The sequence below is a fragment of the Mesorhizobium atlanticum genome (genome assembly GCF_003289965.1).
Classification (GTDB): domain Bacteria; phylum Pseudomonadota; class Alphaproteobacteria; order Rhizobiales; family Rhizobiaceae; genus Mesorhizobium; species Mesorhizobium atlanticum.
This window is the reverse complement of sequence record NZ_QMBQ01000003.1, coordinates 545,781-569,037: the sequence shown is the minus strand read 5'-3', so window position 1 is coordinate 569,037 and position 23,257 is coordinate 545,781. Positions and strand designations below refer to the sequence as shown.

General features: G+C 63.8%; 18 protein-coding genes. 3 read left to right on the top strand and 15 right to left on the bottom strand.

The window, feature by feature from the left end:
* Nucleotides 1–6: 6 nt before the first annotated feature.
* The 11 genes from surE to DPM35_RS12360 all read right to left on the bottom strand — a co-directional run bounded on the left by surE (nucleotide 7) and on the right by DPM35_RS12360 (nucleotide 13,895).
* Nucleotides 7–765: a 5'/3'-nucleotidase SurE gene (gene surE, locus DPM35_RS12410; RefSeq protein ID WP_112127803.1), complete on the bottom strand. Its 759-nt coding sequence runs from the start codon at nucleotides 763–765 to the stop codon at nucleotides 7–9.
* A 4-nt stretch (nucleotides 766–769) separates the two neighbouring features.
* Nucleotides 770–2,074: a serine--tRNA ligase gene (gene serS / locus DPM35_RS12405; protein ID WP_112127545.1), complete on the bottom strand. Its 1,305-nt coding sequence runs from the start codon at nucleotides 2,072–2,074 to the stop codon at nucleotides 770–772.
* A gap of 205 nt (nucleotides 2,075–2,279) precedes the next feature.
* Nucleotides 2,280–3,137 (bottom strand): twin-arginine translocase subunit TatC, encoded by an 858-nt coding sequence (tatC, locus tag DPM35_RS12400; protein WP_112127544.1) that lies wholly within the window; start codon nucleotides 3,135–3,137, stop codon nucleotides 2,280–2,282.
* A complete protein-coding gene (gene tatB, locus DPM35_RS12395; protein WP_112127543.1) occupies nucleotides 3,134–3,862 on the bottom strand; it encodes a Sec-independent protein translocase protein TatB in 729 nt (242 codons plus the stop codon). The genes tatC and tatB overlap by 4 nt, the downstream gene beginning before the upstream one ends.
* A gap of 83 nt (nucleotides 3,863–3,945) precedes the next feature.
* On the bottom strand, nucleotides 3,946–4,164 hold the full coding sequence (locus tag DPM35_RS12390; protein WP_040981649.1) for a twin-arginine translocase TatA/TatE family subunit: 219 nt from the start codon (nucleotides 4,162–4,164) through the stop codon (nucleotides 3,946–3,948).
* A gap of 283 nt (nucleotides 4,165–4,447) precedes the next feature.
* Nucleotides 4,448–5,203 carry an SMC-Scp complex subunit ScpB gene (scpB, locus tag DPM35_RS12385; RefSeq protein ID WP_112127542.1) on the bottom strand — a complete coding sequence of 252 codons (756 nt, stop codon included), beginning with the start codon at nucleotides 5,201–5,203 and terminating at the stop codon, nucleotides 4,448–4,450.
* Nucleotides 5,200–6,000 carry a segregation and condensation protein A gene (locus tag DPM35_RS12380; protein WP_112127802.1) on the bottom strand — a complete coding sequence of 267 codons (801 nt, stop codon included), beginning with the start codon at nucleotides 5,998–6,000 and terminating at the stop codon, nucleotides 5,200–5,202. Before DPM35_RS12380 ends, scpB begins: the two co-directional genes overlap by 4 nt.
* A 62-nt stretch (nucleotides 6,001–6,062) precedes the next feature.
* The gene (gene nagZ / locus DPM35_RS12375; RefSeq protein WP_112127541.1) at nucleotides 6,063–7,082 is read right to left on the bottom strand and encodes a beta-N-acetylhexosaminidase; all 1,020 of its coding nucleotides are present in this window, start codon (nucleotides 7,080–7,082) and stop codon (nucleotides 6,063–6,065) included.
* A gap of 132 nt (nucleotides 7,083–7,214) precedes the next feature.
* Nucleotides 7,215–10,742 (bottom strand): SPOR domain-containing protein, encoded by a 3,528-nt coding sequence (locus DPM35_RS12370; protein ID WP_112127540.1) that lies wholly within the window; start codon nucleotides 10,740–10,742, stop codon nucleotides 7,215–7,217.
* 103 nt (nucleotides 10,743–10,845) lie between these two features.
* On the bottom strand, nucleotides 10,846–12,603 hold the full coding sequence (argS, locus tag DPM35_RS12365; protein ID WP_112127539.1) for an arginine--tRNA ligase: 1,758 nt from the start codon (nucleotides 12,601–12,603) through the stop codon (nucleotides 10,846–10,848).
* 62 nt (nucleotides 12,604–12,665) lie between these two features.
* Complete coding sequence (locus DPM35_RS12360; RefSeq protein ID WP_112127538.1) at nucleotides 12,666–13,895, bottom strand: deoxyguanosinetriphosphate triphosphohydrolase; 1,230 nt, start codon at nucleotides 13,893–13,895, stop codon at nucleotides 12,666–12,668.
* A 70-nt stretch (nucleotides 13,896–13,965) separates the two neighbouring features.
* Here DPM35_RS12360 and erpA point away from each other — a divergent pair, with 70 nt between their 5' ends.
* The 3 genes from erpA to DPM35_RS12345 all read left to right on the top strand — a co-directional run bounded on the left by erpA (nucleotide 13,966) and on the right by DPM35_RS12345 (nucleotide 15,628).
* Nucleotides 13,966–14,313 (top strand): iron-sulfur cluster insertion protein ErpA, encoded by a 348-nt coding sequence (gene erpA / locus DPM35_RS12355; protein ID WP_041004139.1) that lies wholly within the window; start codon nucleotides 13,966–13,968, stop codon nucleotides 14,311–14,313.
* Nucleotides 14,314–14,475: 162 nt separating this feature from the next.
* Entirely contained in the window at nucleotides 14,476–15,270 is a 795-nt protein-coding gene (gene xth, locus DPM35_RS12350; RefSeq protein WP_112127537.1) for an exodeoxyribonuclease III, read from the top strand.
* A 64-nt stretch (nucleotides 15,271–15,334) separates the two neighbouring features.
* Complete coding sequence (locus DPM35_RS12345) at nucleotides 15,335–15,628, top strand: hypothetical protein (RefSeq protein WP_112127536.1); 294 nt, start codon at nucleotides 15,335–15,337, stop codon at nucleotides 15,626–15,628.
* Nucleotides 15,629–15,933: 305 nt separating this feature from the next.
* On the opposite strand, the gene DPM35_RS12340 is transcribed toward DPM35_RS12345, so the two are convergent.
* The 4 genes from DPM35_RS12340 to DPM35_RS12325 form a co-directional block, all read right to left on the bottom strand.
* Nucleotides 15,934–16,761 carry a tetratricopeptide repeat protein gene (locus tag DPM35_RS12340; protein WP_112127535.1) on the bottom strand — a complete coding sequence of 276 codons (828 nt, stop codon included), beginning with the start codon at nucleotides 16,759–16,761 and terminating at the stop codon, nucleotides 15,934–15,936.
* Nucleotides 16,748–18,472: a dihydroxy-acid dehydratase gene (ilvD, locus tag DPM35_RS12335; protein WP_112127534.1), complete on the bottom strand. Its 1,725-nt coding sequence runs from the start codon at nucleotides 18,470–18,472 to the stop codon at nucleotides 16,748–16,750. Before ilvD ends, DPM35_RS12340 begins: the two co-directional genes overlap by 14 nt.
* A 290-nt stretch (nucleotides 18,473–18,762) precedes the next feature.
* Nucleotides 18,763–20,004 carry an OmpP1/FadL family transporter gene (locus tag DPM35_RS12330; protein ID WP_112127533.1) on the bottom strand — a complete coding sequence of 414 codons (1,242 nt, stop codon included), beginning with the start codon at nucleotides 20,002–20,004 and terminating at the stop codon, nucleotides 18,763–18,765.
* Nucleotides 20,005–20,365: 361 nt separating this feature from the next.
* Nucleotides 20,366–23,149 carry a valine--tRNA ligase gene (locus DPM35_RS12325; protein ID WP_112127532.1) on the bottom strand — a complete coding sequence of 928 codons (2,784 nt, stop codon included), beginning with the start codon at nucleotides 23,147–23,149 and terminating at the stop codon, nucleotides 20,366–20,368.
* Nucleotides 23,150–23,257 lie beyond the last annotated feature (108 nt).

Genomic DNA, 23,257 nt, shown 5'->3' with positions numbered 1-23,257 from the left:
CCTTATTTATGACAACGCCTTGGTCAGTTGATCGCGGAGTTCATGGGCGGTGAGGTCGAGCTGCAGCGGCGTCACCGATACCAGCCGGTTGCGCAGCGCATGAAGGTCGGTGCCCTTCTTGCCTTCGACCGGCTCGCGGCCGAAGCGCAGCCAGTAATAGGGCAGCCCGCGTCCGTCGCGCCGCTCGTCGACCCAGAGGCTATGAACCAGCTTGCCCTGCGAGGTGACGACGGTGCCTTCCACCTCGTCGGGAGCGCAGTTCGGGAAATTGACATTGAGCAGCACGCCTTCCGGCAGTGGCGTTTCCACCAGCCGCTTGATCAGCGCCGGGGCCAGCGCCTCGGTCGTCTCATAAGGAACCACGCGATCCTCGCCGACATAGGAATAGGCCTGGCTGACCGCGATCGAGCGCACGCCGAGCAGCGCGCCTTCCATGGCGCCCGCCACGGTGCCGGAATAGGTCACGTCGTCGGCGATGTTGGCGCCGGAATTGACGCCGGACAGGATCAGGTCCGGCGGTCCGGGCAGGATTTTCTTCGTACCCATGATGACGCAGTCGGTCGGCGTGCCGCGCACGGCAAAGTGCTTCTCGCCGATCTTGCGCAGCCGGAGCGGCTCCGAAATCGACAGCGAATGCGCGTAGCCGGACTGGTCTTGCTCCGGCGCGACCACCCAGACGTCATCCGACAGCGTGCGGGCGATGCGTTCGAGCGACGCCAGCCCATCGGCGTGGATGCCGTCGTCGTTGGTCAGGAGGATGCGCATCAAGTCACTTCGCTTCGATCTTGGCGAGACCACCCATGTAAGGCCGCAGCACTTCAGGAATCGTTACGCTGCCATCCTCATTCTGGTAGTTTTCGATGACAGCTATGAGAGCGCGGCCGACCGCCGTGCCCGAGCCGTTCAGCGTGTGGACGAAGCGGTTGCCCTTGCCATCCTTGTCCTTGTAGCGGGCATCCATGCGCCTGGCCTGGAAATCGCCGCAGACCGAGCAGGACGAGATTTCGCGATAGGCGTTCTGCCCCGGCAGCCAGACCTCAATGTCGTAGGTCTTGCGCGCGCCGAAACCCATGTCGCCGGTGCACAGCGTCACCGTGCGGAACGGCAGGCCGAGCCGCTTCAGCACTTCCTCGGCGCATTGCGTCATGCGCTCATGCTCGGCGATCGAGCTTTCCTGGTCGGTGATCGAGACCAGCTCGACCTTGTAGAACTGGTGCTGGCGCAGCATGCCGCGCGTGTCGCGGCCGGCCGAGCCCGCTTCCGAGCGGAAGCACGGCGTCAGCGCCGTGTAGCGAAGCGGCAGTTTTTCATGCGCTGTGATCTCCTCGCGCACGAGGTTGGTCAGCGGCACTTCGGCCGTCGGGATCAGGCCAAGCCGACCATCGCCATGCGGCGTGAAGAACAGGTCTTCCTCGAATTTCGGCAGCTGGTTGGTGCCGAAAAGCACCTCGTCGCGCACCATCAGCGGCGGAATGACCTCCTCGTAGCCATGCTCTGTCGTGTGCAGGTCGAGCATGAACTGGCCGAGTGCGCGCTCCATGCGGGCCAGCTGGTTCTTCAGCACGGTGAAGCGCGCGCCGGACAATTTCGCCGCCCGCTCGAAATCCATCATGCCGAGCGCTTCGCCGATCTCGAAATGCTCCTTCACCCAGTTCGGGCGCGCCGGCACTTCGCCGACGATGCGCTTGACGACATTGTCGTGCTCATCCTTGCCGACCGGCACGTCCTCCAGCGGCACGTTGGGCAGCACCGCGAGCGCGTCGTTCAGTGCCTTGTCGAGCTCGCGCTCGCGAGCCTCGCCGTTCTGGATGAACGCCTTGATGTCGCTGACTTCGCCCTTGAGCTTCTCGGCAAGGGCTGCATCGCCCGAGCGCATGGCGTTGCCGATCTCCTTCGAGGCGGCGTTGCGGCGCTCCTGCTTGACCTGCAACTCACTGAGATGCGAACGCCGCGCCTCGTCCTTGGCGATCAGATCGTCGACGGTGGACTGCGCCTCGTCAGCCAACCACGAGCGCTTCACCAGCGCCTCGACAAGGGCCTTCGGGTTGTCGCGAATCCATTTGATGTCAAGCATGGTCGATCCTCAAAACAATGCAGGTCGCCCAGAAGTGTGTCGCGGTTCTGGGGCAACGACATGCATCAAACTAAAGACTTAAAGCGCGACGCTTGAATCCGTTTCAGCGCGACGCGCTTTAAGGATCGAGGGCGTAAACCGCATCCGCCATCGATGCAAGACGGCGGATAGGCGCGCCGCCTCGATTTCCCTGCCTTGCCGCCGCTTAGCTGGAGGGCGCGTCCGGCGTGTTGCTGGCGACCGAGCTCTCAGCCTGCTCGCGCGCCAGGCGGTCGCGTGCCTGGCTGCGCTCGATCATACGGGAGGACCAGATGGCGACCTCGTAGAGGATGATGGTCGGAATGGCGAGGCCGCATTGGCTCATCGGATCGGGCGGCGTCAGCACGGCGGCGACCACGAAGGAAAGCACGATCGCCCATTTGCGCTTCTCGGCCAGCGCCTGCGACGACAACAGGCCGACGCGCGTCAAAAGGCTGGTCACCACCGGCAGCTGGAACACCAGGCCGAAGGAGAAGATCAGCGTCATGATCAGGCTGAGATATTCCGACACCTTCGGCAGCAGCGAAATCTGCACCTGGTCGTTGGTGCCGACCTGCTGCATGGCGAGGAAGAACCACATCACCATCGGGGTGAAGAAGAAATAGACCAGCGAGGCACCCATCAGGAACAGGATGGGCGAGGCGATCAGGAATGGCAGGAAGGCGTTGCGCTCGTTCTTGTAGAGGCCCGGGGCGATGAATTTGTAGATCTGCGTGGCGATCAGCGGGAAGGCGATGACCATGCCGCCGAACATGGCGAGCTTCACCTGGGTAAAGAAGAACTCCTGCGGCGCGGTGTAGATCAGCTCGACCTTGTGCGGGTCTAGGCCCGCCCATTGCGTCGCCCATTTGAAGGGAATGACCAGAAGGTTGAACAGGCGCTTGGCGAAGAAGAAGCAGACGAGAAAGGCGACGAAAAAGCCGCCCAGCGACCAGATCAGGCGGCGGCGCAATTCGATGAGATGCTCGATCAGCGGCGCCGACGATTTCTCGATTTCTTCTCGCTCCTTGTCCGATACGCTCACTTGGCGGCTCCCGCCGTCTTCTTGCTGTCGGCCGTCTTCTTGGAGGCCGGCTTCTTGGCCGCGGCAGGCTTTGCCTCAGCCTTGGGCGCGGCCTTCCTGGCGGGCCCGGCGGCTGTGGCCGCAGCCGGCGTAGCCTTGGCTGGCGCCTTTGCGGCCGATGCCTTCGGTGCCACCACCGTTTTCGCCGCTGCGCCGGTCGTCTTGGCTTTTGCGGTTGCAGCTTTTTTCGCCGGCTTGGCCGCCATAGGCGCGTCCAGAACCGATGCCGTGACGGAGGCGTCAGTCATGGCGGGGAAGATCGGGGCGGCCGAGGCAGACTCGGTTGCGCCGACGCCGGGCATGTCCGTCGCGCCGTTTTTCAACGGCTCGGCGGGCTGCGGCGTGTCGGCTGCCGGCGCGGCCGGGTCGGCGGCGGGCTTCGGCTTCATCATCGTATCGACGCCGGCCCGCACATCGGCGGCGGCCTGCTCGAACGGATTGAGCTGCTTGCGCACCTCGTTCATCGGATTGAGGCCGCGGAGACTGTCGATCGAACTCTTGACGTCGTCGAGCTCGGCTTCCTTCAGCGCCTCATTGAACTGCTTCTGGAAGTCGCCGGCCATGGCGCGCAGTTTCGCCGCGGTACGGCCGAAGGTGCGCAGCATGTTGGGCAAATCCTTGGGCCCGACGACCACGATCATGACGACCGCGATCACCAGCAGTTCGCTCCAACCGACTTCGAACATGACAATCTATTCCGACGCGTGCATGCCGCCCGCCCATGCGAAGCGGTTTTGGGACAACGGCATGCTCAAAGCAACAACCGAGATCAGCTCTTGCTGACCTTTTCCTTGGCCGGCGAAACAGTCTCGTCGGCACGGTGCTCGACGGTACGCTTGTCGTCAACGTCGTCGTCAGCCATGCCCTTCTTGAAGCTCTTGATGCCCTTGGCCATGTCGCCCATCAACTCCGGGATCTTGCCGCGGCCAAACACCAGAAGCACGATGACCAGCACGATCATCCAATGCCAAATCGAAAACGAACCCATAACGATCTCTCTCGAATGTTTTCCCTCGGCGATGATCTATGCGTTTTCGCTCGGGGATTCAAACACAACCGCAATGAAGTTGATAAAATGGCTAGCGGATGTCACGCACTTTCGGCGTGAGCGCCTTGCTACGAATCCGCGCAGGCCTTGCTAATAAACCATTCGTGCCGGTTCCCTAAAGCATGTCTCCCAAAAGTGGGAACCGGTTTCGGGATAAAGACATGCGTAAAATCAAAAACTAAAGCGCATGGAGCGAATCTGAAAGATCGCGACGCGCTTTAGGTCACTCTTCCGTGACGCGCGGCGTCAGCAGCCCGAGCTCCTCGAGGTCGATATCGGTCAGCGCATCCTCGTCCTCGGTCAGCGCGTCCGGATCGGCCGGCGGCACCGGCATCGAGAAATTGGCCGGCATGCGCGTCGAGAGCAGGCCGGCGCCCTTCAGCTCTTCCATGCCGGGGAGATCGCGGATCTCCTCAAGCGCGAAATGGTCGAGGAAGGCATCGGTGGTGCCATAGGTCACCGGCCGCCCGGGCGTGCGGCGGCGGCCGCGCATCCTGACCCATTCCGTTTCGAGCAGCGTGTCGAGCGTGCCCTTGGAGGTCTCCACGCCCCGGATGTCCTCGATCTCGGCGCGCGTGACGGGCTGGTGATAGGCGATGATCGCGAGCACTTCGAGCGCCGCGCGCGATAGCTTTCTCTGCTGGACGGAATCCCGGCTCATCAGGAAGGCGAGATCGCCGGCGGTGCGGAAGGCCCAGGCATCGCCGACCCGCACCAGGTTGACGCCGCGCTTGGCATAGATCTGCTGCAGATCGGCCATCGCGGCGGCGATGTTGACACCTTCAGGCAGACGCGCGGCAAGCTGCTTTTCGCTGACCGGCTCGGCGCTGGCGAAAACGATCGCCTCGGCCATGCGCACGGCTTCCGACAATTGCAGCCGCTCGGCGGGGTTCTCGATCGAACCCTGCTCGGCCATCTCGTCTTCCGGCTCGTCCTCGACCTTGAACGGGATGACCGAAGCGTTGGCGCGTTCGCTCATGATACCACCTCGACTGCCTTCACCCTTTGCGCGCGGCCGCGCAGATAGATCGGCGCGAACACCTGATCCTGCCGCACCTCCAGCTTGCCCTCGCGCACCATTTCGAGCGTTGCCGCGAAGGAACTGGCCATCGCCGTGCGCTTCTCTTCCGGCGCGGCCAGATATTCGATCAGGAAGCTGTCGAGCGCCGTCCAGTCGCCGACCGAGCCGACCAGCCGCGCGAGCACCTCACGCGCATCCTTCAGCGACCACACGGCGCGCCGGGCGATCGTCACATTGTTGATCGCCTGCCGCTGGCGCTGCTGCGCGTAGGCGGTGAGCAGATCGTAGAGCGAGGCCGAAAAGCTGTTGCGCTTCTCGATGATGACCATTTCCGGCATGCCGCGCGCAAAGACGTCGCGACCGAGGCGATTGCGGTTGACCAGCCGCGCCGCGGCGTCGCGCATGGCTTCCAGCCGCTTCAGCCGGAATTGCAGCACCGCCGCCAGTTCCTCGCCGCTTTCGCCCTCCTCGCCCGGCTGTTTCGGGATCAGCAGCTTCGATTTCAGGAAGGCAAGCCATGCCGCCATCACCAGATAATCGGCGGCAAGCTCCAATCTCAGCGCCCGCACCTTCTCGATGAAGGCCAGATACTGCTCGGCCAAAGCCAGGATCGAAATGCGCGCCAGATCGACCTTCTGGTTGCGGGCAAGATGCAAGAGAAGATCGAGCGGGCCTTCGAAACCGGCCACGTCGACGACCAGCGAGGGGTCGCCGGTCAGGCGTGAATCGTCGTTCTCGGCCCACAGACGGTCCATCGGTGCGGCCTTCGCGGCCTTGCCTTCCAATGTCTCCGCCACTTGCCTTTCGTCCCTTCGGTTCAGGCCACCGCCTCGAAATAGGTGGCAAATTCCGCGCGTATCGCCGTTTCGTCGGCGACGTCGCGATCCTTTATATAGGTCAGCGCTCGGTCAGCACGCTGCAAAGACTTGCCCGACAGCGTCGTCGTGCGCGACGCGATCCCCGACATCTCCTCGAAAACGCCGTTGCAGTGAAGGACGAGATCGCAGCCGGCCGCAAGGATCGAGGCCGCCTTTGTCGGGAAATCCCCAGAAAGTGCCTTCATCGAGGTGTCGTCGCTCATCAGCAGCCCGTCGAAGCCGATCTCGCCGCGGATCACCTGATCGACGACCTTGGCGGACGTCGTCGCCGGATTGTCGGGGTCGACGGCGCTGTAGACGACATGCGCCGTCATTGCCATCGGCAGCTCGTTCAACGCCTTGAACGGGGCGAAATCATGCCGGCGCAACTCATCGAGCGGCGTATCGACGGTCGGCAGCGCGAAATGCGTGTCGGCAAAGGCGCGGCCGTGGCCGGGAATATGCTTCATCACCGGCAGCACGCCGCCGGCCATCAACCCCTCGGCCGAGGCCCGGCCAAGCTCGATCACCGCATTGGGCTCCTTGCCATAGGCGCGCGCACCGATGACGTCGCTGGCGCCTTCGACCGGCACGTCGAGCACCGGCAGGCAGTCGGCGGTTATGCCCAGGCGGGAAAGATCGAAGGCATGCAGCCGTGCCAGCAGCCAGGCCGCACGGCGCCCGGCCTCGCGATCATCGCGCCACAACGCGCCAAGCGCACCGCCGGCCGGATAGTTCGGCGCCAGCGGCGGACGCAGACGCTGCACCCTGCCGCCTTCCTGGTCGATGAAGACCGGTGCATCCGGGCGACCGACGCAGTCGCGCATCGCGGCGACCAGGTCGCGGATCTGCCCGGCTTCGCCGATGTTGCGCGCAAACAGGATGAAACCCCAGGGACGTTCATCCCGATAGAAGCGGATTTCATCTTCGGTGAGGGATTTCCCGGCGCAGCCGAGGATCATGGATTTTGATTCGCTCATGCACGGAAGCTTAAGGCTTTGGCAAGGCGAAGGGAATCACCCCTGCCCTCCGACCGGTCAAAGCCTGCAACCGTCCACAACGAAAAGCCGGCGCGGCCTTGCGGCGGCGCCGGCTTTGGAAGCTCCAATCTATCAGCGCGATACGAAGCAGTTGCCGCCGGCTGCCTTGTAGCTGGTGCAGAGCGCGATCGCATCGTTGCGCGACTGGGCCGGGACACGGACACGGTAGAAGGTGCCCTTGCCCGCGACCTCGGCCTTGACGATGTTGGCGGTGCGGCCGGAGAGCACGCTGCCGTAGCGGCGCTGCAGGTCCTGATAGGTCGACTGGGCGCTTTCAACCGTCGGCTGCGAGGCGATCTGCATCGACCACGAGCCGCCGCCGGCTGCCGCCGCCGGATCGATGGAAGCGACCTGGTCCGGCTTGACCTCACCGACGATATCGACCGGCTGGTCGGACGGGCGCGCCGGCGCCACCGGCACCACCGCCGGGGTGTTGGTCGACTGCGCCTTGGCTTCAGTCTTCTTATTAGCGGGCTTCGCCGGCTTCACGGTCGCCGCATCGGCGTGGCCAGCATTGGCCTGGCTTGTATCGGCCTGGTCTGTACCGGAAGCTACGGTTCCCGTCTGCTGGCCATCGGAGGCCGGCGCGACATGCTGCGGCGCCGGATCGCTCGGCTCGGCCGCCGCAACCTTCGGCGCGGCCGGGGTCGGATCCTCGCGCGGCACCAGCGAGCCGTCAGGCTTGACCATCATGGTCTTCACCTTGCGCGGCGCGACGGCGACAACATCGTTGTTGTTGGCGGTGTTGACCTCATCCTGCTGCAGCACCTGGGCGATGCGGTCTTCCGACTTCGGCGCAGGCGCCGCCGGTTGCGCGCTTGCCGGCGCAGCAGTTTGCGCGCTTTCAGGCGAAGCCGCCTGCTCGACGCCGGGCAATGCTGTGTCCGAATTGCCAGCGGCGTCAGTGCCGGCCGGGGCGCCGGTGTCGTTGGGCGAAAGATCGACCACGCGGCTCGGCGGCGGTTCTTTCGAGGCCAGGTCCACGGGCTGTTCGGTGGTGTTCACCAGCTTCTGCTGCACCGGCTCGGCGGGCTTGGCCGTGCCGCCACCCTTGGCAACCGCGTCATAAACCTTGTTGTCCTGGTTCGGCACCACCGTGCCGCCCGGATTTTCGGGCTTCACCTTGATCGGCGAATTGTCGGCTTTGACGATGACCGGAGCCTCGCTGCCGCCCTTGCCGCCAAAAGAGAAGGCCAGCGCGCCAAGGCCGCCGAGAACCACCACGGCGCCGACCAGCGCAGCAATCATCGTGCCGCGACGGCGCGGCTGCGCCGCTTCGCGTTCGCCAAGCCCGGGGATCGCCATCGCCTCTTCGAGCTCAGGATCGTAATCGAGCTCATCCGGAGCGAATTCGTCCGCCTGCGAGACAGGCCGGCTGCCGGGCAGATCGTCAGCGTCATAGTCTTTCGCGGCGGCGAAGGAAGCCGGAGCGGCTGGAGCCGCCTGAGCCTCGGCCCGCAAGTCGCGACGGTCATAGCCGTTGAAGCCGGCGCTGTAGGTTTCGTCGTCATAGCCACGGTTCTGCACGGGCGCCGATGCGATCTCCGTCGCGTTCATGTCCGTGAGCAGGCTCGCGAATTCCGCGTCCAGATCGTCATAAGCGGCAGCGGCCGGCTGATCCTCCTCGAAGCTGAGCTCCGGAATGTCGAGGTCGTCGGCGAGCGCAACGACGCGCTCCGGAACATCGACCGTCTCGACGTCCGGCACCTCGTCATGCCGGTGGGGCTGCGGCGTAGCCATCGGGGCCTGCGCCGGCTTGGCATAGGCGGAATAATCCGGTGCCGGCTCGTTGCGATAAGCAGGCGCGGTCATCTGCAGCGGCACTGAAGGCGCTGCCATCTGCACCGGCGCCGCGGGGGCCGGCTCTGCCGCGAACGAGGCTTGCACAGGCGGAGCGGCGGTCGGGGTCGAACGGCTCCACGACCTTGTCTGCTCGACCGGCGTCGGATGCATCCAATCAGACGAATTTGCCGGAGACTTCGCCAGGGCAGCCGCCTGCTCGGCCTCGATACTCTTGGCGAAAGCGGCGCCGAAGGCGTCGTCGTCGAAATCAATGCCCTGTTCGTCCGCAGAAGGCCCGGTCCCGGAGGATTCGGCCTTGGCCGAGGGCGTAAAATCCTGGCGGTCGAGCTCGTTGGCGAGCAGGTTGTCCAGGGCGCTCTCGACCGGCTGAGCATCCTGCCCGTCCTGCGTCGGCTGGTGCTCGTCGAGATCCCAGTCGAGATCGTCGGCGGCCGCGTGCCCACCGGCGTGGCTCTCGGGTTCGGCAACCAGCCGTGGCGCGGGAGCAGGCTCCTTGACCGTGGGCATCGGCCGCGCGGTCATGGCGCCGAGCAGCGCGTTGAGCTCGTCCTCCAGGCTGCGCTCGCTGGCGGCCGGCTTTGCCGGCTCCATAGCCGCGACCAGAGGGACCGGAGCAGCGGCGACTGATGGCACCGGAGCGGCAATGACCGGAGCCGGCGCGGCCGGCTGCAACGCGGCGGGGGGCTCCGCCGGAGCTTGCGGCTCTTCGTTCAGCGCGTCGCGGAAGCTCAGCTCGAAATCGTCATCGAGGGTCAGCGCGGCGGAAGGTTCGGGCGCGGCGGGTTCCGGCTCAGCGGCAAAGTGGGCGGCCTCCGCTTCGACCATCGGCTCCGGCTCGTCGCCGAGCGACAGCTCCGGCTCCTGAAGACCCTGATCCTGGCCGAGATTGACATCATCGCTCAGCGCCTGGTCGAAATGACCTGCGAAATCATCCTCTGAGATCAGCGGAGCGGCTGCATGAGCTTCGAGCGGCTCGACGGCCTGCGCATGCCGCTCGGGCTCATGGCTTTCAGCCTGCGCGTGCTGCTCGGGCTCATGGCTTTCAAACGACAGCTCGTCTTCGAGCGACATCTGGACCGCGCTGTCGAAATCGCCGTCGAACGCCTCTTCGCTCGCGGCCTGCATGGCTTCGACGGCATCCTGACGGGCATCCGCCGGCTCGTCATGGTCGAGCCGGAAATCCTGGTCCAGCGAAGCCGCCATTTCATGATCGATCGAAAGATCATCTTCGACCGGCGAGATATCGAGCGAACTGGCGACGGCCTTGTCGAAATCATCGTCGAAAGCGACTTCCGGCTCGGGAGCCGCTTGCGGCTCCGGCGCGAAATGCTCGGATGCGAGATGCGCCTCTGGCGCGACTTCCGGCTGAGCCGCGACGCGCGGCTCTGGAGCGAACTGCGGCTCTGGCGCGCGCGCCACGGCAAAGTCGGCGTGGTCGGCCGCGTCGTCGAAGACGAAATCCTGCTCGAAGGATGCCGTCAACTCGTCGGCATTCGCGGCGACGCCGGCAGGCTCGAAAGCCGGTTCCTGCCTGATCTGATGCACGACAGCCTGCTGCGCGACCGGCTCGCTTTCCTCGACGGAATCGAACTCGCCCATCAACTCCTTCTCGAGGTCGATGTCGAAGTCGTCAGCAGCAGGAGCCTGGTTAGCCGGCATGGCTTTCTCGGCCGCAGGGGCCGGCTGCCTGACCGGCTGGCGCGGATCGAAACCCATGATCCGGGTCAGCTCCGCGAACGGATCATCGTCGGCGATATTGTTGTGGTCGGCTGCTTTCAGCGGGGTTCTGTCTGCCATTATTGTTCCCGAACTCGCACACAGTCGGACGCCATGGACGTCGCGCAGGGTTGGCCCTTACCAGCGCAATGTGGGCAAAAGGTGACAGGTTTTTTAGTTAAACCTAACGCATTTCGGTAGGCGCGTCAGCCCCGATCAGCGTCAGGCCGGAGGTCAAGACATCCGAAACAGCCTGCACCAGCCCTAGTCTGGCATAGGTTGATTCTCGGTCGTTAACCTTAACAAAACGTAAGTCTTGATTGTCGTGGCCGCGATTCCACTGTGCATGGAAGCCTGAAGCCAGGTCATAGAGGTAGAAAGCGAGCCGGTGCGGCTCCAGCGAAAGCGCCGCGGATTCGATCAATCTTGGATATTCAGCCAGCTTGCGGATCAGCGCGATCTCGCCCTCGTCGGTCAGCGCAGCCACGGAAGCCGCGAGCCGGTTGCGGTCGAAATTCGCCTCGCCGAGCTGCTCGCTCGCCTGCCGGAAAACGGAATGGCAGCGCGCCGAAGCGTACTGCACATAGAAGACCGGATTGTCCTTCGACTGCTCGGTGACCTTGGCAAAGTCGAAATCGAGCGGCGCGTCGTTCTTGCGGTAAAGCATCATGAAGCGGATCGGGTCGCGGCCGACCTCCTCCACGACATCGCGCAAGGTGACGAAATCGCCGGACCGCTTCGACATCCGGACCGGCTCGCCGTCGCGGAACAGCTTTACGAGTTGGCAAAGCAATACGGTGAGCTTGACCGTATCGCCGGCCACCGCCCGCGCCAGCGCCTCGAGCCGCTTCACATAGCCGCCGTGGTCGGCGCCAAGCACGTAGATGAGATCGACGAAGCCGCGCTCGACCTTGTCCTTGAGATAGGCGACGTCGGCGGCAAAATAGGTGAACGAGCCGTCCGACTTGACAAGCGCCCGGTCCATGTCGTCGCCGACCGCGGTCGAGCGGAACAGCGTCTGCTCGCGGTCTTCCCAGTCATCGGGCTTCTCGCCCTTCGGCGGCGGCAGCGTGCCCTTGTAGATATGCCCTTTGAGCGTCAGGTCGGCGATCGCCGCGCGGATCTTCCTGGCATTGTCGGCATGCAGCGTGCGCTCGGAGAAGAACACGTCGTGATGCACGTTGAGCAGCGCCAGATCCTCGCGGATCATCGCCATCATCGCATCGACGGTGCGGTCCTTGACGATCGCCAGCGCTTCGTCTTCGGGCATTTCCAGCAGGCCGAGGCCGAATTCCTCTGCCAGCGCCTGGCCCACCGGGACCAGATAGTCGCCCGGATAGAGACCCGACGGGATCTCGCCGATGTCTTCGCCAAGCGCCTGCCGATAGCGCAACAGCGCCGAACGGCCGAGCACGTCGATCTGCGAGCCGGCGTCGTTGATCACATATTCCTTGGTCACGTCGTAGCCGGCGAAAGCCATCAGGTTGGCCAAAGTGTCGCCGACCACGGCGCCGCGGCAATGGCCGACATGCATGGGGCCGGTCGGGTTGGCCGAGACATATTCGACATTGGCCTTGCGGCCGCCGCCGATGGTCGAGCGGCCATAGTTGCGCCCTTCGCCGAGAAGCGCCGCCAGATGCGCGTGCCAGAACGCGTCCTTGAGCCTGAGATTGACGAAGCCAGGCCCGGCGATCCCGGCCGAGGCGATATCGGCGTCGCCCCGCAACGCTTCGGCGAGTTTCTCGGCAAGCGCGCGCGGGTTCTGTCCAGTGGGCTTGGCCAGCACCATCGCCGCGTTGGTGGCGAGATCACCATGGCTGGCATCGCGCGGCGGCTCGACCGCGATACGCGACAGGTCAGGCGCGGCCCCTTCCTTGTCCTTGAGATCAAGGGCTTCGACGGCTTTTACGATCCGCGCGTTGAAATCGGCGAAGATATTCATTGGATATGCTCTGGGCTTTAAGAGGCGACCGGCCGAACCGGCCGGGAAAATCGAGGCTCGCCCTAGCTCAAATCGGGCGTATGGTCAAACAGACGCCGATGTTCCTTCAGCGCATAGGTGTCGGTCATCCCGGCCAGGAAGTCGGCGACGCTGCGCGCCTTGATGCGATCCTCGGCCCGGTCGAGCCCCTCGCGCCAGCCATCCGGCATGGCGCGCGGGTCGGCGAAATAGACGTCGAACAGCTCGCGCACGATCTGTTCGGCATCGGTCCGCACCCGCATCACCTCTGGGTGCCGATAAAGGTGCTTGTAGAGGAAAGCCTTCAATTCCTTTTCGGCCGCCGCCATGCCCGCCGAAAACGTCACCAGGGTCTCGCCGGCTGCCCGCACCGCATCGGCGCTGTCGGGTTTGATGCGCTCGATATTGGCGGTGGTCGACGCGATGACATCCTCGACCATCAAGGTGATCTGCCGGCGCATCAGCTCGTGGCCGGTGCGGACATCGTCGAGCTGAGGATATTTGGCACGCACGCCCTTCAGGATCGAACCCGGCAGGCCGACGCCTCCCAGCATGTCCAGCGTCAGCAAGCCGGCGCGCAGGCCGTCGTCGATGTCATGGGTGTTGTAGGCGATGTCGTCGGCGATCGCGGCGCACTGCGCCTCGATACCGGCGAAACGGTCGAGCTCGAGGTCGTGTAGTTCCGAATAATCGCGGATCGCTTGCGGCACCGGACCTTTGAGCCCCTTCCCGCTCGCGTCGGTCAACGGGCCGTTGTGCTTGACCAGCCCTTCCAGCGTCTCCCAGGTGAGGTTCAGCCCGTCGAATTCGGCATAGCGCCGCTCAAGCCGCGTCACCACGCGCAGCGACTGGGCATTGTGGTCGAAACCGCCCCAGGCGGCCATCTTCTCGTTGAGCGCGTCCTCGCCTGTATGCCCGAACGGCGTGTGGCCGAAATCATGCACAAGGGCCACGGCCTCCGCGAGATCCTCGTCTCCGCGCAGCGCCCGCGCCAGGGCACGCGCGATCTGCGCCACCTCGATCGAATGCGTCAGCCGGGTGCGGTAATGGTCGCCCTCATGCGCGACGAAGACCTGGGTCTTGTGCTTCAGCCGGCGGAAGGCGGTGGAATGGATGATGCGGTCGCGGTCGCGCTGGAACGGCGTGCGCGTCGGGCTTTCGGCCTCCGGGAACAGGCGCCCGCGCGAACGCGCCGGGTCGCTCGCATAGACGGCGCGCGGCCGATAGCCGAACCCGATGTCGCCGAGAGCGTCCTTGCCCCGCTGCTCTTCCATTGACCCACCAGTTGACTTGGCCACGCCCGCTTCATACCTATCATGTGAAACCGAAAGCAAGGTGACGCCGATGGGCGCGGATGCCAAGACTGCCATGAAGGTCGAAATGACCGACGCCGCGGCGAAGCGGATCGCCAGGATCGTCGCCGGCGAGCCGGGCAAGACGGCTCTTCGCGTCTCCGTCGAGGGCGGCGGCTGCTCCGGCTTTTCCTACAAATTCGACCTCGTCGGCGACCGCAATGATGACGATGTCGCCATCGAGAAGGACGGCGCGACCATTCTGATCGACGACCTGTCGCTGGTCTATATGGGCGGTTCGGTGATCGACTTCGTCGACGATTTGATGGGCCAGTCCTTCCAGATCAGGAACCCGAACGCGGTCGCCTCCTGCGGCTGCGGCACCAGCTTCTCCATCTGATCGGCCGAACACCCGCAGGCCCATGACCGACGCGAACCGTCGGCATATGGCTGTCGCGCGCTTATTGGCAGGAATGCGAATGGACGGCCTTTCGAAAGGTCCGTACAGGCAATACGATCCGCTCCGTCGAACGCCTTTCGTCCGAACAGCATCGAGGCCTGCATGAAGATCGTCACCTGGAACATCAACGGCGTTCGCGCCCGCATCGGCAACCTCACCCACTGGCTGACCGAAAGCGCGCCGGACATCGTCTGCCTGCAGGAGATCAAGACGGTCGACGAGCAGTTCCCGCGCGCCGAGATCGAGGCGCTGGGTTACAATGTCGAGACCAACGGCCAGAAGAGCTTCAACGGCGTCGCCATCCTGTCGAAGCTTCCCTTCGACGAGGTCAATCGCGGCCTGCCAGGTGATGACGAGGACGACCACGCCCGCTTCATCGAAGGCGTCTTTTCCACCGACCAGGGCGCTCTGCGTGTCGTTTCGCTCTATCTGCCGAACGGCAATCCGATCGACGATGAGCGGAAATTTTCCTACAAGCTCGCCTGGATGGCGCGGCTGGAGCGCTGGGCGGAAGAGCGGCTGCGTCTGGAAGAGGCGCTGGTGCTGGCCGGCGACTATAACGTCATTCCAGAGCCGGCCGACGCCCGCTTCCCGGAAAACTGGCTGGGCGACGCGCTGTTCCAGCCGCAGACGAGGCAGGCCTTCCGCCGGCTGAAGAATCTCGGCTTCACCGAGGCGGTGCGCGCGGTGACGGACTCGGCCGGCGTCTACACCTTCTGGGATTATCAGGCTGGCGCCTGGCAAAAGAACAACGGCATCCGCATCGACCACCTGCTGCTGTCACCGGAAGCCGCCAACCGCTTTTCGTCGGCCTCGGTGGAAAAGCACGTCCGCGCCTGGGAAAAGCCTTCCGATCACGTGCCGGTCGCGATCGAGCTTAGCCTGCAGCCGGCCTGAGACGCCGCGAGACCCAGATATCGCCACAAATCCCGTCTTTGATGCGGATTGCTGTGGGGGTGGAATGGCGATCCGATTTCTTTTCAGGCCGCTCGGCCTTGCTTTGGCGCTTGCCGCGCCGACCCCATCGCTGGCGGCACCGGCCTGTTTGGCCAACGGCAAGTCCTTCAATGTCGGCCAGACGGCGTGCCTGACTATTGCCGGCGAAAGCCACCTCGCCCGTTGCGACATGGTTCTCAACAACACATCCTGGACCAGGATCAAGGACGAATGTCCGGGAGAAGCGCCCAAACCGCACCCGACATCGATCTCGACCCCGACGCCCGGCCCGACACCGACGGAGCCGACCGAGAACTGAGGCTCCGCTGATCACCTCCATGCAAGGTACGCTACGCACAGGTAACTGATCGGGCCGAGGCTCGACTGCCACGTGGTTCCCCCAATCTGTCGCTGCTTCGCAGCCCCACCTTTCCCCCCTCCGGAGGGAAAGGAAGGGAGCCTTGCTGGACTGGCATTGACGGCAAAAGGCTTGGCGCCTTTCCTCGACCCCGTCGATCGGGGGAGAGGTGGCTCGGCGAAGCCGAGACGGAGTGGGGGGTCGACCAGCGCTACTTGGACAATGCATGCGCCAAGCTTCCACGCACGCTATCGCCAAATCTGCGCTTACTGATCGCCGTTATTGCCCTTGGTCAGGATGTCGTCGGCGAGCGAGATGGCGGTCCTGCGATCGGCCTCGCCGGCGGCGGCGAACGCCTCTTCCTGCATGCTGCGGATCCAGGGCTGGTCGGCAGCCGGAGCCCGCTGGAGTGCTGCCGTCATCATCGCCAGGCCGCGCACGACCTTGCCGCTCTGGAACAGAAGATTGCCGAGCGTCGCCTGCGCGCCGGCGTGGCCCTTCTCGGCCGCCAATTGCAGCCAGCGGCCGGCCTGCTTGACGCTGGCCTTCACGCCGCCCTCGCCTTTGAGGAACATCTGGCCGATCTCGAACTGGGCGTTCGGATTGCGGTAGTTGGCGGCGGCGCGCATGTAATATTCCTGCGCCGCCACGTCGTTCTCCTCGACCGGCGTGCCCGGAATGCCCTTGCGCAGATAGTCGCCCAGCGCCACCAGCGCGTCCGACACATAGCTTTCTTCCGGCGAGCCGGGCTCGACATCCTGGTCGACGATTTCCGAGAAGAACTTGAAGGCCGCATAGTCGTCGCGCGTCACGCCGTCGCCCTCGGCATACATGCGCGCAAGCTTCCAGGTGGCGCCGATCTGACCGTTCTCGGCGGCATATTTATAGGCCTCGACCGCCTGGTCCTTGTGGCCGCTCTTGTAAGCGGAGAAGCCGAACTGGAAGACCGCCCAGGGGCTCGACTGCGGCTTCACGCCGGTCTTGTCGTCGAACACCTTGTCGTCGAAGGCCATGGCCTGCCCGACGGCGCCCAAGGTCGCCAAAGCGACCAGTGCCGAAAAGACAGACGACCTCAACACCTCAGATGTCCGCATAGCAGTGCGTTTCTTTGGCCGCGCCCGGATGGGTGACCGCGCCGTCGCGTGCCGACCCTACCGTCTGCGCATATTTCCAGATCGCGCCGGACTGATAGTCGGTCTTGCGCGCCTTCCAATTCTTTGCCCTGGCCGCCAGCTCGGCGTCCGACAGGGCCACTTCGATCGTGCCTTTCACGGCATCGATCGAGATCACGTCGCCATCCTTGATCAGCCCGATAGGTCCGCCGACCGCCGCCTCCGGTCCGACATGGCCGATGCAGAAGCCGCGCGTGGCGCCCGAGAAGCGTCCGTCGGTGATCAGCGCCACCTTGCCGCCCATGCCCTGGCCGTAGAGCGCCGCCGTCGTCGACAGCATCTCGCGCATGCCCGGCCCGCCGCGCGGCCCCTCGTAACGGATGACGAGAACCTCGCCCTCCCGATAGTTGCGGTGGGTGACCGCTTCGAAGCACTCCTCTTCCGAATCGAAGCAACGCGCCGGCCCCGAGAATTTCAGTTCCGACATGCCGGCGACCTTCACGATCGCGCCTTCGGGGGCAAGGTTGCCCTTCAAGCCCACAACGCCGCCTGTCTTGGTGATTGGCCGATCGGCGGGACGCACAACATCCTGGCTCTCATTCCAGGCAACGTGCTCCATATTTTCGGCCAAAGTGCGGCCAGTGACGGTCATGCAGTCGCCATGCAGATAGCCATGGTCGAGCAAGGTCTTCATCAGGAGCGGAATGCCACCGGCCTCGAACATGTCCTTGGCGACATATTTGCCGCCGGGCTTGAGGTCGGCGATATAGGGCGTCTTCTCGAAGATCGCCGCCACGTCGAACAGGTCGAACTTGATGCCGGCCTCATGCGCGATCGCCGGCAGATGCAGCGCCGCATTGGTTGAGCCGCCGGTGGCGGACACCACGGTCGCGGCGTTCTCCAGCGCCTTGCGCGTGACGATGTCACGCGGCCGGATGTTCTTGGCGATCAGCTCCATGACCTTTTCGCCCGAGGCGAAATTGAAACGATCGCGCATCTCGTAGGGCGCCGGCGCGCCGCAGGAATAGGGCAGCGCCAAGCCGATCGCCTCAGCGACAGTGGCCATGGTGTTGGCGGTGAACTGGGCGCCGCAGGAGCCGGCCGAAGGACAGGCGGCCTGCTCGATCTCGAGCAGTTCCGCATCGCTGATCGTGCCGACGGAATGCTGACCGACTGCCTCGAACACATCCTGCACGGTGATCTGCCGGCCGCGATAGCTGCCGGGCAGGATCGAGCCGCCATAAATGAAGATCGACGGCACATTGAGACGCACCATCGCCATCATCATGCCGGGCAGCGACTTGTCGCAGCCGGCAAGCCCGACAAGGGCATCATAGCAATGGCCGCGCATGGTGAGCTCGACCGAATCGGCGATGACCTCGCGCGACACCAGCGACGACTTCATGCCCTGGTGGCCCATGGCGATGCCGTCGGTGACGGTGATGGTGCAGAACTCGCGCGGTGTGCCGTTGGCGGCTGCCACGCCCTTCTTGACCACCTGCGCCTGGCGCATCAGCGAGATGTTGCAGGGCGCCGCCTCGTTCCAGCAACTGGCGACGCCGACAAGTGGCTGCGCGATCTCGGCCGCCGACAGACCCATGGCATAGAGATACGAGCGATGCGGCGCCCGCGCCGGACCTTCGGTCACGTAGCGGCTGGGCAGCTTGGCCTTGGAGATTACCCTGGCGTCCATACTCGTCCTTGCCGCACACCCCGCGGCCGGTCCCATCGCCGGGCCAACCTGGCACGCATCCCGAGACCTATCCGGGTTGCTCCGGGTTTATGGCGGGAAATGGGCAGTTCCCTCTGCCCGACTTGTAGCGCGGGGGTTGTTCATAAACTGTTGCCAAAACGTCACAATCGTACAAGGCGCCGGTTGTGACACGGATTTGCAACATAGGGCCGGATGATAGGATTGGATCGCGGTCGCACAAACGCAAAAGGCCGGGCATTGCCCGGCCTTTTCGATGAATTTTCAGAAACTTAGAACTTGATCTTGATCCCGCCTGAAATCGCCGTGATCAGATCGTTGCCGAAGTCGTAGCTGGCGTCAGTACCGGCCTGATAGCCGTTTTCACCATTTACTACTCCGGAATGCCCACTGGTTAGCACACCGATGGCACCAGCCAACCGAACTTCGATATTCGGCCGCGGCGTGTAGGCAACGCCGCCACCGAGCGTCCAGGTATCGGTCTGCGAGCCGTAGCCATGCGAGGTGCCGCGATCCCATGAAAGCTGGCCGGCGGCGCTCCACTGGTCGTTGAACTTGTGGCCGATACCACCCGAAACGGTCCAGCCGTCACGATACATCAGGTCAAGAGAGGTGGCCTGAAGAGAACCGGAAGCATCATTACCTGTAAAACATGCGGCAGTTGGAGTCCCGACAATACAGATAGGAACGCTCTGCAGCACGCTCCAATTGACCCACTTGATCGAACCGAACGCGAGCCAGCCCGGCGCAATGCCCGACTGAAGCTTCAACTCCACCGAGTCCGGCATATACTGCGTGCTGCCGTAGATCGGCGCAGAGCCGGTGGGCAATACCGGTGCCGTGAGTGTACCGGAGATATTGTCGAGCTTGACTTGCGAATTGTAGACCAAGCTGGCGCGAAGCGCGATCTCAGGGATTTCGTAGGCAACACCGGCGCGCCAGCCCCAGCCACTGGCATCTAGGTCGACGCGGCCAACTGCTCCGGCCAGGGATATCAAGTTCTCCTTGAAGCCTCCGATGTCCTGGTAGAATACGCCACCAATGAAACGGAGCTGACCTTTACCAACGTCAAACTTATAGGAGCACGTACCCGCGTAGTTATTGCTCTTGATGTCCGTTTCGATATTGGAAAACGCTCCGCTCCACGTGCTACCCGGCGCAGTATGTGCACCCCAGGGCTGCGAATAGTCGAACATGCAGTCGACGCCTTGGACAATCTGGGCTTTAACGCCGATGCGTGGCACCCAATAAGGCTCCGCACCATCGGCCGAGGTGCTGAAGCCGAGAGGGCTAATGTCGGCTCCTCCCGGACCCTTCGCATTCTTGTATTTGCGATCCGGCATCACATAGGTCGCTTCCGCTTCCGTCGCGACCGGCGCCGGATCGAACAGCAGGTCGATGTCATAGCCGCCGCGCTCCAGGCCGCCGGCATGCGCGGGATGCATCGCGGCGCCGATCAATGCGATCGAAAAGCAGCCTGCCCCCGCCAGAGCTTTGAGCCGCAGAATATTCATGGAAATCCCTCCCCGAAATACAAGTGGCTCAAGCTAGAACCAATTCGGGTTAACGACGCAACAACGTTTTCAAGAGCTGTACATGTACACCTTGACAGCCCCCAATTTTGCCATGGTGATCGGCGCCGCGATTGCAGCCTAAATCGCGCCAACCGCGATCAAACGGCCGAAAAAATGCGGAGAAAGCGTCCAAAAAGGGGCAAAAACAGCCGCTTTTGGGCTTGAAAGGCCGCATTGTTACATTACGGCAACAATGCGGCGCAAACTTTCCGTTTACGTCAAAATTAACGTAGCGGCACGCCTATTTTCGAGGCAGCTAACGTACCGGAAAGCACCTCCGCGCCGAGGGCGATTCTTGCCCTCAGCCGGCGTCACGAACCCTAGTCAAAGCCACCGATAGCTTCTCCTGCGCCTCGCGGTATTCGGCGAGCTTCTCGCGCTCGGCCTCGACCACCTCTTCCGGCGCGTTGGCGACGAACTTTTCGTTGGAGAGCTTCTTGTGCAGGCGAGCAATCTCTTCGGTGACCTTCGCCAATTCCTTCTGCAGTCGCGCGGCTTCGGCCTGGAGATCGATCAGGCTGCCGAGCGGCAGGCTTATCGTCGCCTCGTTGAGCACGATCTGGGCCGAGCCCTTTGGCGGCGCGTCGACCAACGCGATATCGCCGACGCGCGCCAGCCGCTTGATCGCCTGGGCGTGGCGCTCCAGCCGCTCCTGCGTCAGCGTGTTGGCGCCGATCACCATCAGCGGCGCGATCGCCGCCGGCGGCACATTCATTTCCGAGCGCACCGAGCGGATGCCCGAGACCAGATCGACCAGCCAGTTGATGTCGGCGGCGGCCTCCTCGTCCTCGAAGTCGGGCGACGGCCAGGCGGCATGGCAAAGCAGCGAGGAGCGCTCCTTGCCCTCGCCAGCGGTCTGTGCCCACAACTCCTCGGTCATGAACGGCATCATCGGATGCAGGAGCTTGTAGATTTCGTCGAGCACGAAGGCGACGCAGGCCCGGCTCTCGGCCTTGGCGGCCTCGTCCGCGCCCATGAACACCGGCTTCAACAGCTCCAGGTACCAGTCGCAGAACAGGTTCCAGACGAAGCGGTAGGCAGCAGTCGCCGCCTCGTTGAAACGATAGCTGGTGATGCCCTCGGTGACCCCGCGCGCCGCCCGTGTCAGTTCCGTGAGGATCCAGCGGTTGACCGGCAGCTTGGCGTCGTTCAGCCAGAAATCGTCGTTGCGCGCGACCTCGTTCATCTCGGCGAAGCGCGTCGCGTTCCACAGCTTGGTGCCGAAATTGCGGTAGCCGGCGATGCGCGCCGGATCGAGCTTCACGTCCCGCCCTTGAGCCGCCATCACGGTTAGCGTGAAGCGCAGCGCATCGGCGCCGTATTCGTCGATCAGGTCGAGCGGATCGATGACGTTGCCTTTCGACTTCGACATCTTGGCGCCGTTCTTGTCGCGCACCAGCGCATGCACATAGACGGTGTGGAACGGCTCCTCGTCCATGAAGTGCAGGCCCATCATCATCATGCGGGCGACCCAGAAGAAGATGATGTCGAAGCCGGTCACCAGCACGTCGGTCTGGTAGTAGGTCTTGAGCTCGGGCGTCCGGTCGGGCCAGCCGAGCGTCGAGAACGGCCACAGCGCCGACGAGAACCAGGTGTCCAGCACGTCCTCGTCGCGGGTCAGGATCTCGCCCGGCTGGAAATTCTCCAGCTTATCCTCGACCCAGGCCTTCCACGGCCCTTCCAGCGCCAGGTAATATTCGACCGCCGAGGCCAAAGCCTCTTCCTCTGTCTTCTCGACGAAGACATGCCCGTCCGGCCCATACCAGGCCGGGATCTGGTGGCCCCACCAGAGCTGGCGCGAAATGCACCAGGGCTGGATGTTCTCCATCCAGTCGAAATAGGTCTTTTCCCAGTTCTTGGGCACGAAATTGGTACGGCCCTCGCGCACCGAGGCGATCGCCGGCTTGGCGAGCTCGGCGGCGTTGACATACCATTGGTCGGTCAGGAACGGCTCGATCGGCACGCCGCCACGATCGCCATGCGGCACGGTATGCCGGTGCGGCTCGATCTTGTCGAGGAACCCGCCGGCCTCCATCAGCTCGACGATCTTCTTGCGGGCAGCAAAGCGGTCGAGCCCGTCCAGCTCGTCCCAGACGGCCTGGCGCTCCGGCGTGACCTCGAGACCGGCGAGGAAATCCTCATTGTCCTTGAGCTTGATGGCGGCTTCGACCGTCAGGATGTTGATCGCCGGCAACTTGTGGCGCTTGCCGACCTCGAAGTCGTTGAAATCATGCGCCGGCGTGATCTTGACGGCGCCGGAGCCCTTCTCCGGATCGGAATATTCGTCCGCGATGATCGGTATCTTGCGGCCGACGATGGGCAGCACGACGTTGCGGCCGACGAGGTCGGTGAAGCGCTCGTCCCCCGGATGCACGGCCACGGCCGTGTCGCCGAGCATCGTCTCGGGACGCGTCGTGGCGACCGTGATGAAGGTCTTCGGGTTCTCCGGGTCGAACCCTTCTCCTTCGATTGGATAGCGGAAGTGCCAGAGATTGCCGTTGACCTCATGCTGCTCGACCTCGAGATCGGAAATGGCGGTGAGCAGCTTCGGGTCCCAGTTCACAAGGCGCTTGTCCTTGTAGATGAGACCTTCCTTGTAGAGCGTGACGAAGACTTCCAGCACGGCCTTGGATAGGCCTTCATCCATGGTGAAGCGTTCGCGCGACCAGTCGGCCGAGGCGCCGAGGCGCTTCAGCTGGTTGAAGATCGCGCCGCCGGACTCGGCCTTCCACTCCCAGACCTTCTCGATGAATTGCTCGCGCGTCAGATCGCGGCGGTGGATCTGCTTTTCCATGAGCTGGCGCTCGACCACCATCTGTGTGGCGATGCCGGCATGATCCATGCCGGGTTGCCAGAGCACGTTCTTGCCGCGCATGCGCTCGAAGCGCACCAAAATGTCCTGCAGCGTGTTGTTGAGCGCATGCCCCATATGCAGCGAGCCGGTGACGTTCGGCGGCGGGATGACGATGGTGAAGGCTTCCGCACCCTCCTCTGCGCCGGCGCCGGCCCGGAAGGCGTCGGCCTCTTCCCAGATTTTGGCGATCTTCGGCTCGACGGTCTTGGCGTCGTAGGTCTTTTCAAGCATGGAGGAGGTCCGAACTGTCGGTAACAAGCGTCCGGTGTAAATCGGAAGGTCTTGGCCGAGTCAACCGCGAGAGCTGCGATCACCGCCACAGATAGGCCTGCCTGCGAC

Excerpts from the sequence above, each read along its gene's own strand:
- DPM35_RS12345 (WP_112127536.1), top strand. The coding sequence starts at position 15,335 with ATGGCGATCCGATTTCTTTTCAGGCCGCTCGGCCTTGCTTTGGCGCTT.
- DPM35_RS12390 (WP_040981649.1), bottom strand. The coding sequence starts at position 4,164 with ATGGGTTCGTTTTCGATTTGGCATTGGATGATCGTGCTGGTCATCGTG.
- DPM35_RS12330 (WP_112127533.1), bottom strand. The coding sequence starts at position 20,004 with ATGAATATTCTGCGGCTCAAAGCTCTGGCGGGGGCAGGCTGCTTTTCG.
- xth (WP_112127537.1), top strand. The coding sequence starts at position 14,476 with ATGAAGATCGTCACCTGGAACATCAACGGCGTTCGCGCCCGCATCGGC.
- ilvD (WP_112127534.1), bottom strand. The coding sequence starts at position 18,472 with ATGGACGCCAGGGTAATCTCCAAGGCCAAGCTGCCCAGCCGCTACGTG.
- erpA (WP_041004139.1), top strand. The coding sequence starts at position 13,966 with ATGGGCGCGGATGCCAAGACTGCCATGAAGGTCGAAATGACCGACGCC.
- tatB (WP_112127543.1), bottom strand. The coding sequence starts at position 3,862 with ATGTTCGAAGTCGGTTGGAGCGAACTGCTGGTGATCGCGGTCGTCATG.
- argS (WP_112127539.1), bottom strand. The coding sequence starts at position 12,603 with ATGAATATCTTCGCCGATTTCAACGCGCGGATCGTAAAAGCCGTCGAA.
- DPM35_RS12360 (WP_112127538.1), bottom strand. The coding sequence starts at position 13,895 with ATGGAAGAGCAGCGGGGCAAGGACGCTCTCGGCGACATCGGGTTCGGC.
- DPM35_RS12325 (WP_112127532.1), bottom strand. The coding sequence starts at position 23,149 with ATGCTTGAAAAGACCTACGACGCCAAGACCGTCGAGCCGAAGATCGCC.
- DPM35_RS12380 (WP_112127802.1), bottom strand. The coding sequence starts at position 6,000 with ATGGACCGTCTGTGGGCCGAGAACGACGATTCACGCCTGACCGGCGAC.
- serS (WP_112127545.1), bottom strand. The coding sequence starts at position 2,074 with ATGCTTGACATCAAATGGATTCGCGACAACCCGAAGGCCCTTGTCGAG.
- scpB (WP_112127542.1), bottom strand. The coding sequence starts at position 5,203 with ATGAGCGAACGCGCCAACGCTTCGGTCATCCCGTTCAAGGTCGAGGAC.
- DPM35_RS12370 (WP_112127540.1), bottom strand. The coding sequence starts at position 10,742 with ATGGCAGACAGAACCCCGCTGAAAGCAGCCGACCACAACAATATCGCC.
- DPM35_RS12340 (WP_112127535.1), bottom strand. The coding sequence starts at position 16,761 with ATGCGGACATCTGAGGTGTTGAGGTCGTCTGTCTTTTCGGCACTGGTC.
- surE (WP_112127803.1), bottom strand. The coding sequence starts at position 765 with ATGCGCATCCTCCTGACCAACGACGACGGCATCCACGCCGATGGGCTG.
- nagZ (WP_112127541.1), bottom strand. The coding sequence starts at position 7,082 with ATGAGCGAATCAAAATCCATGATCCTCGGCTGCGCCGGGAAATCCCTC.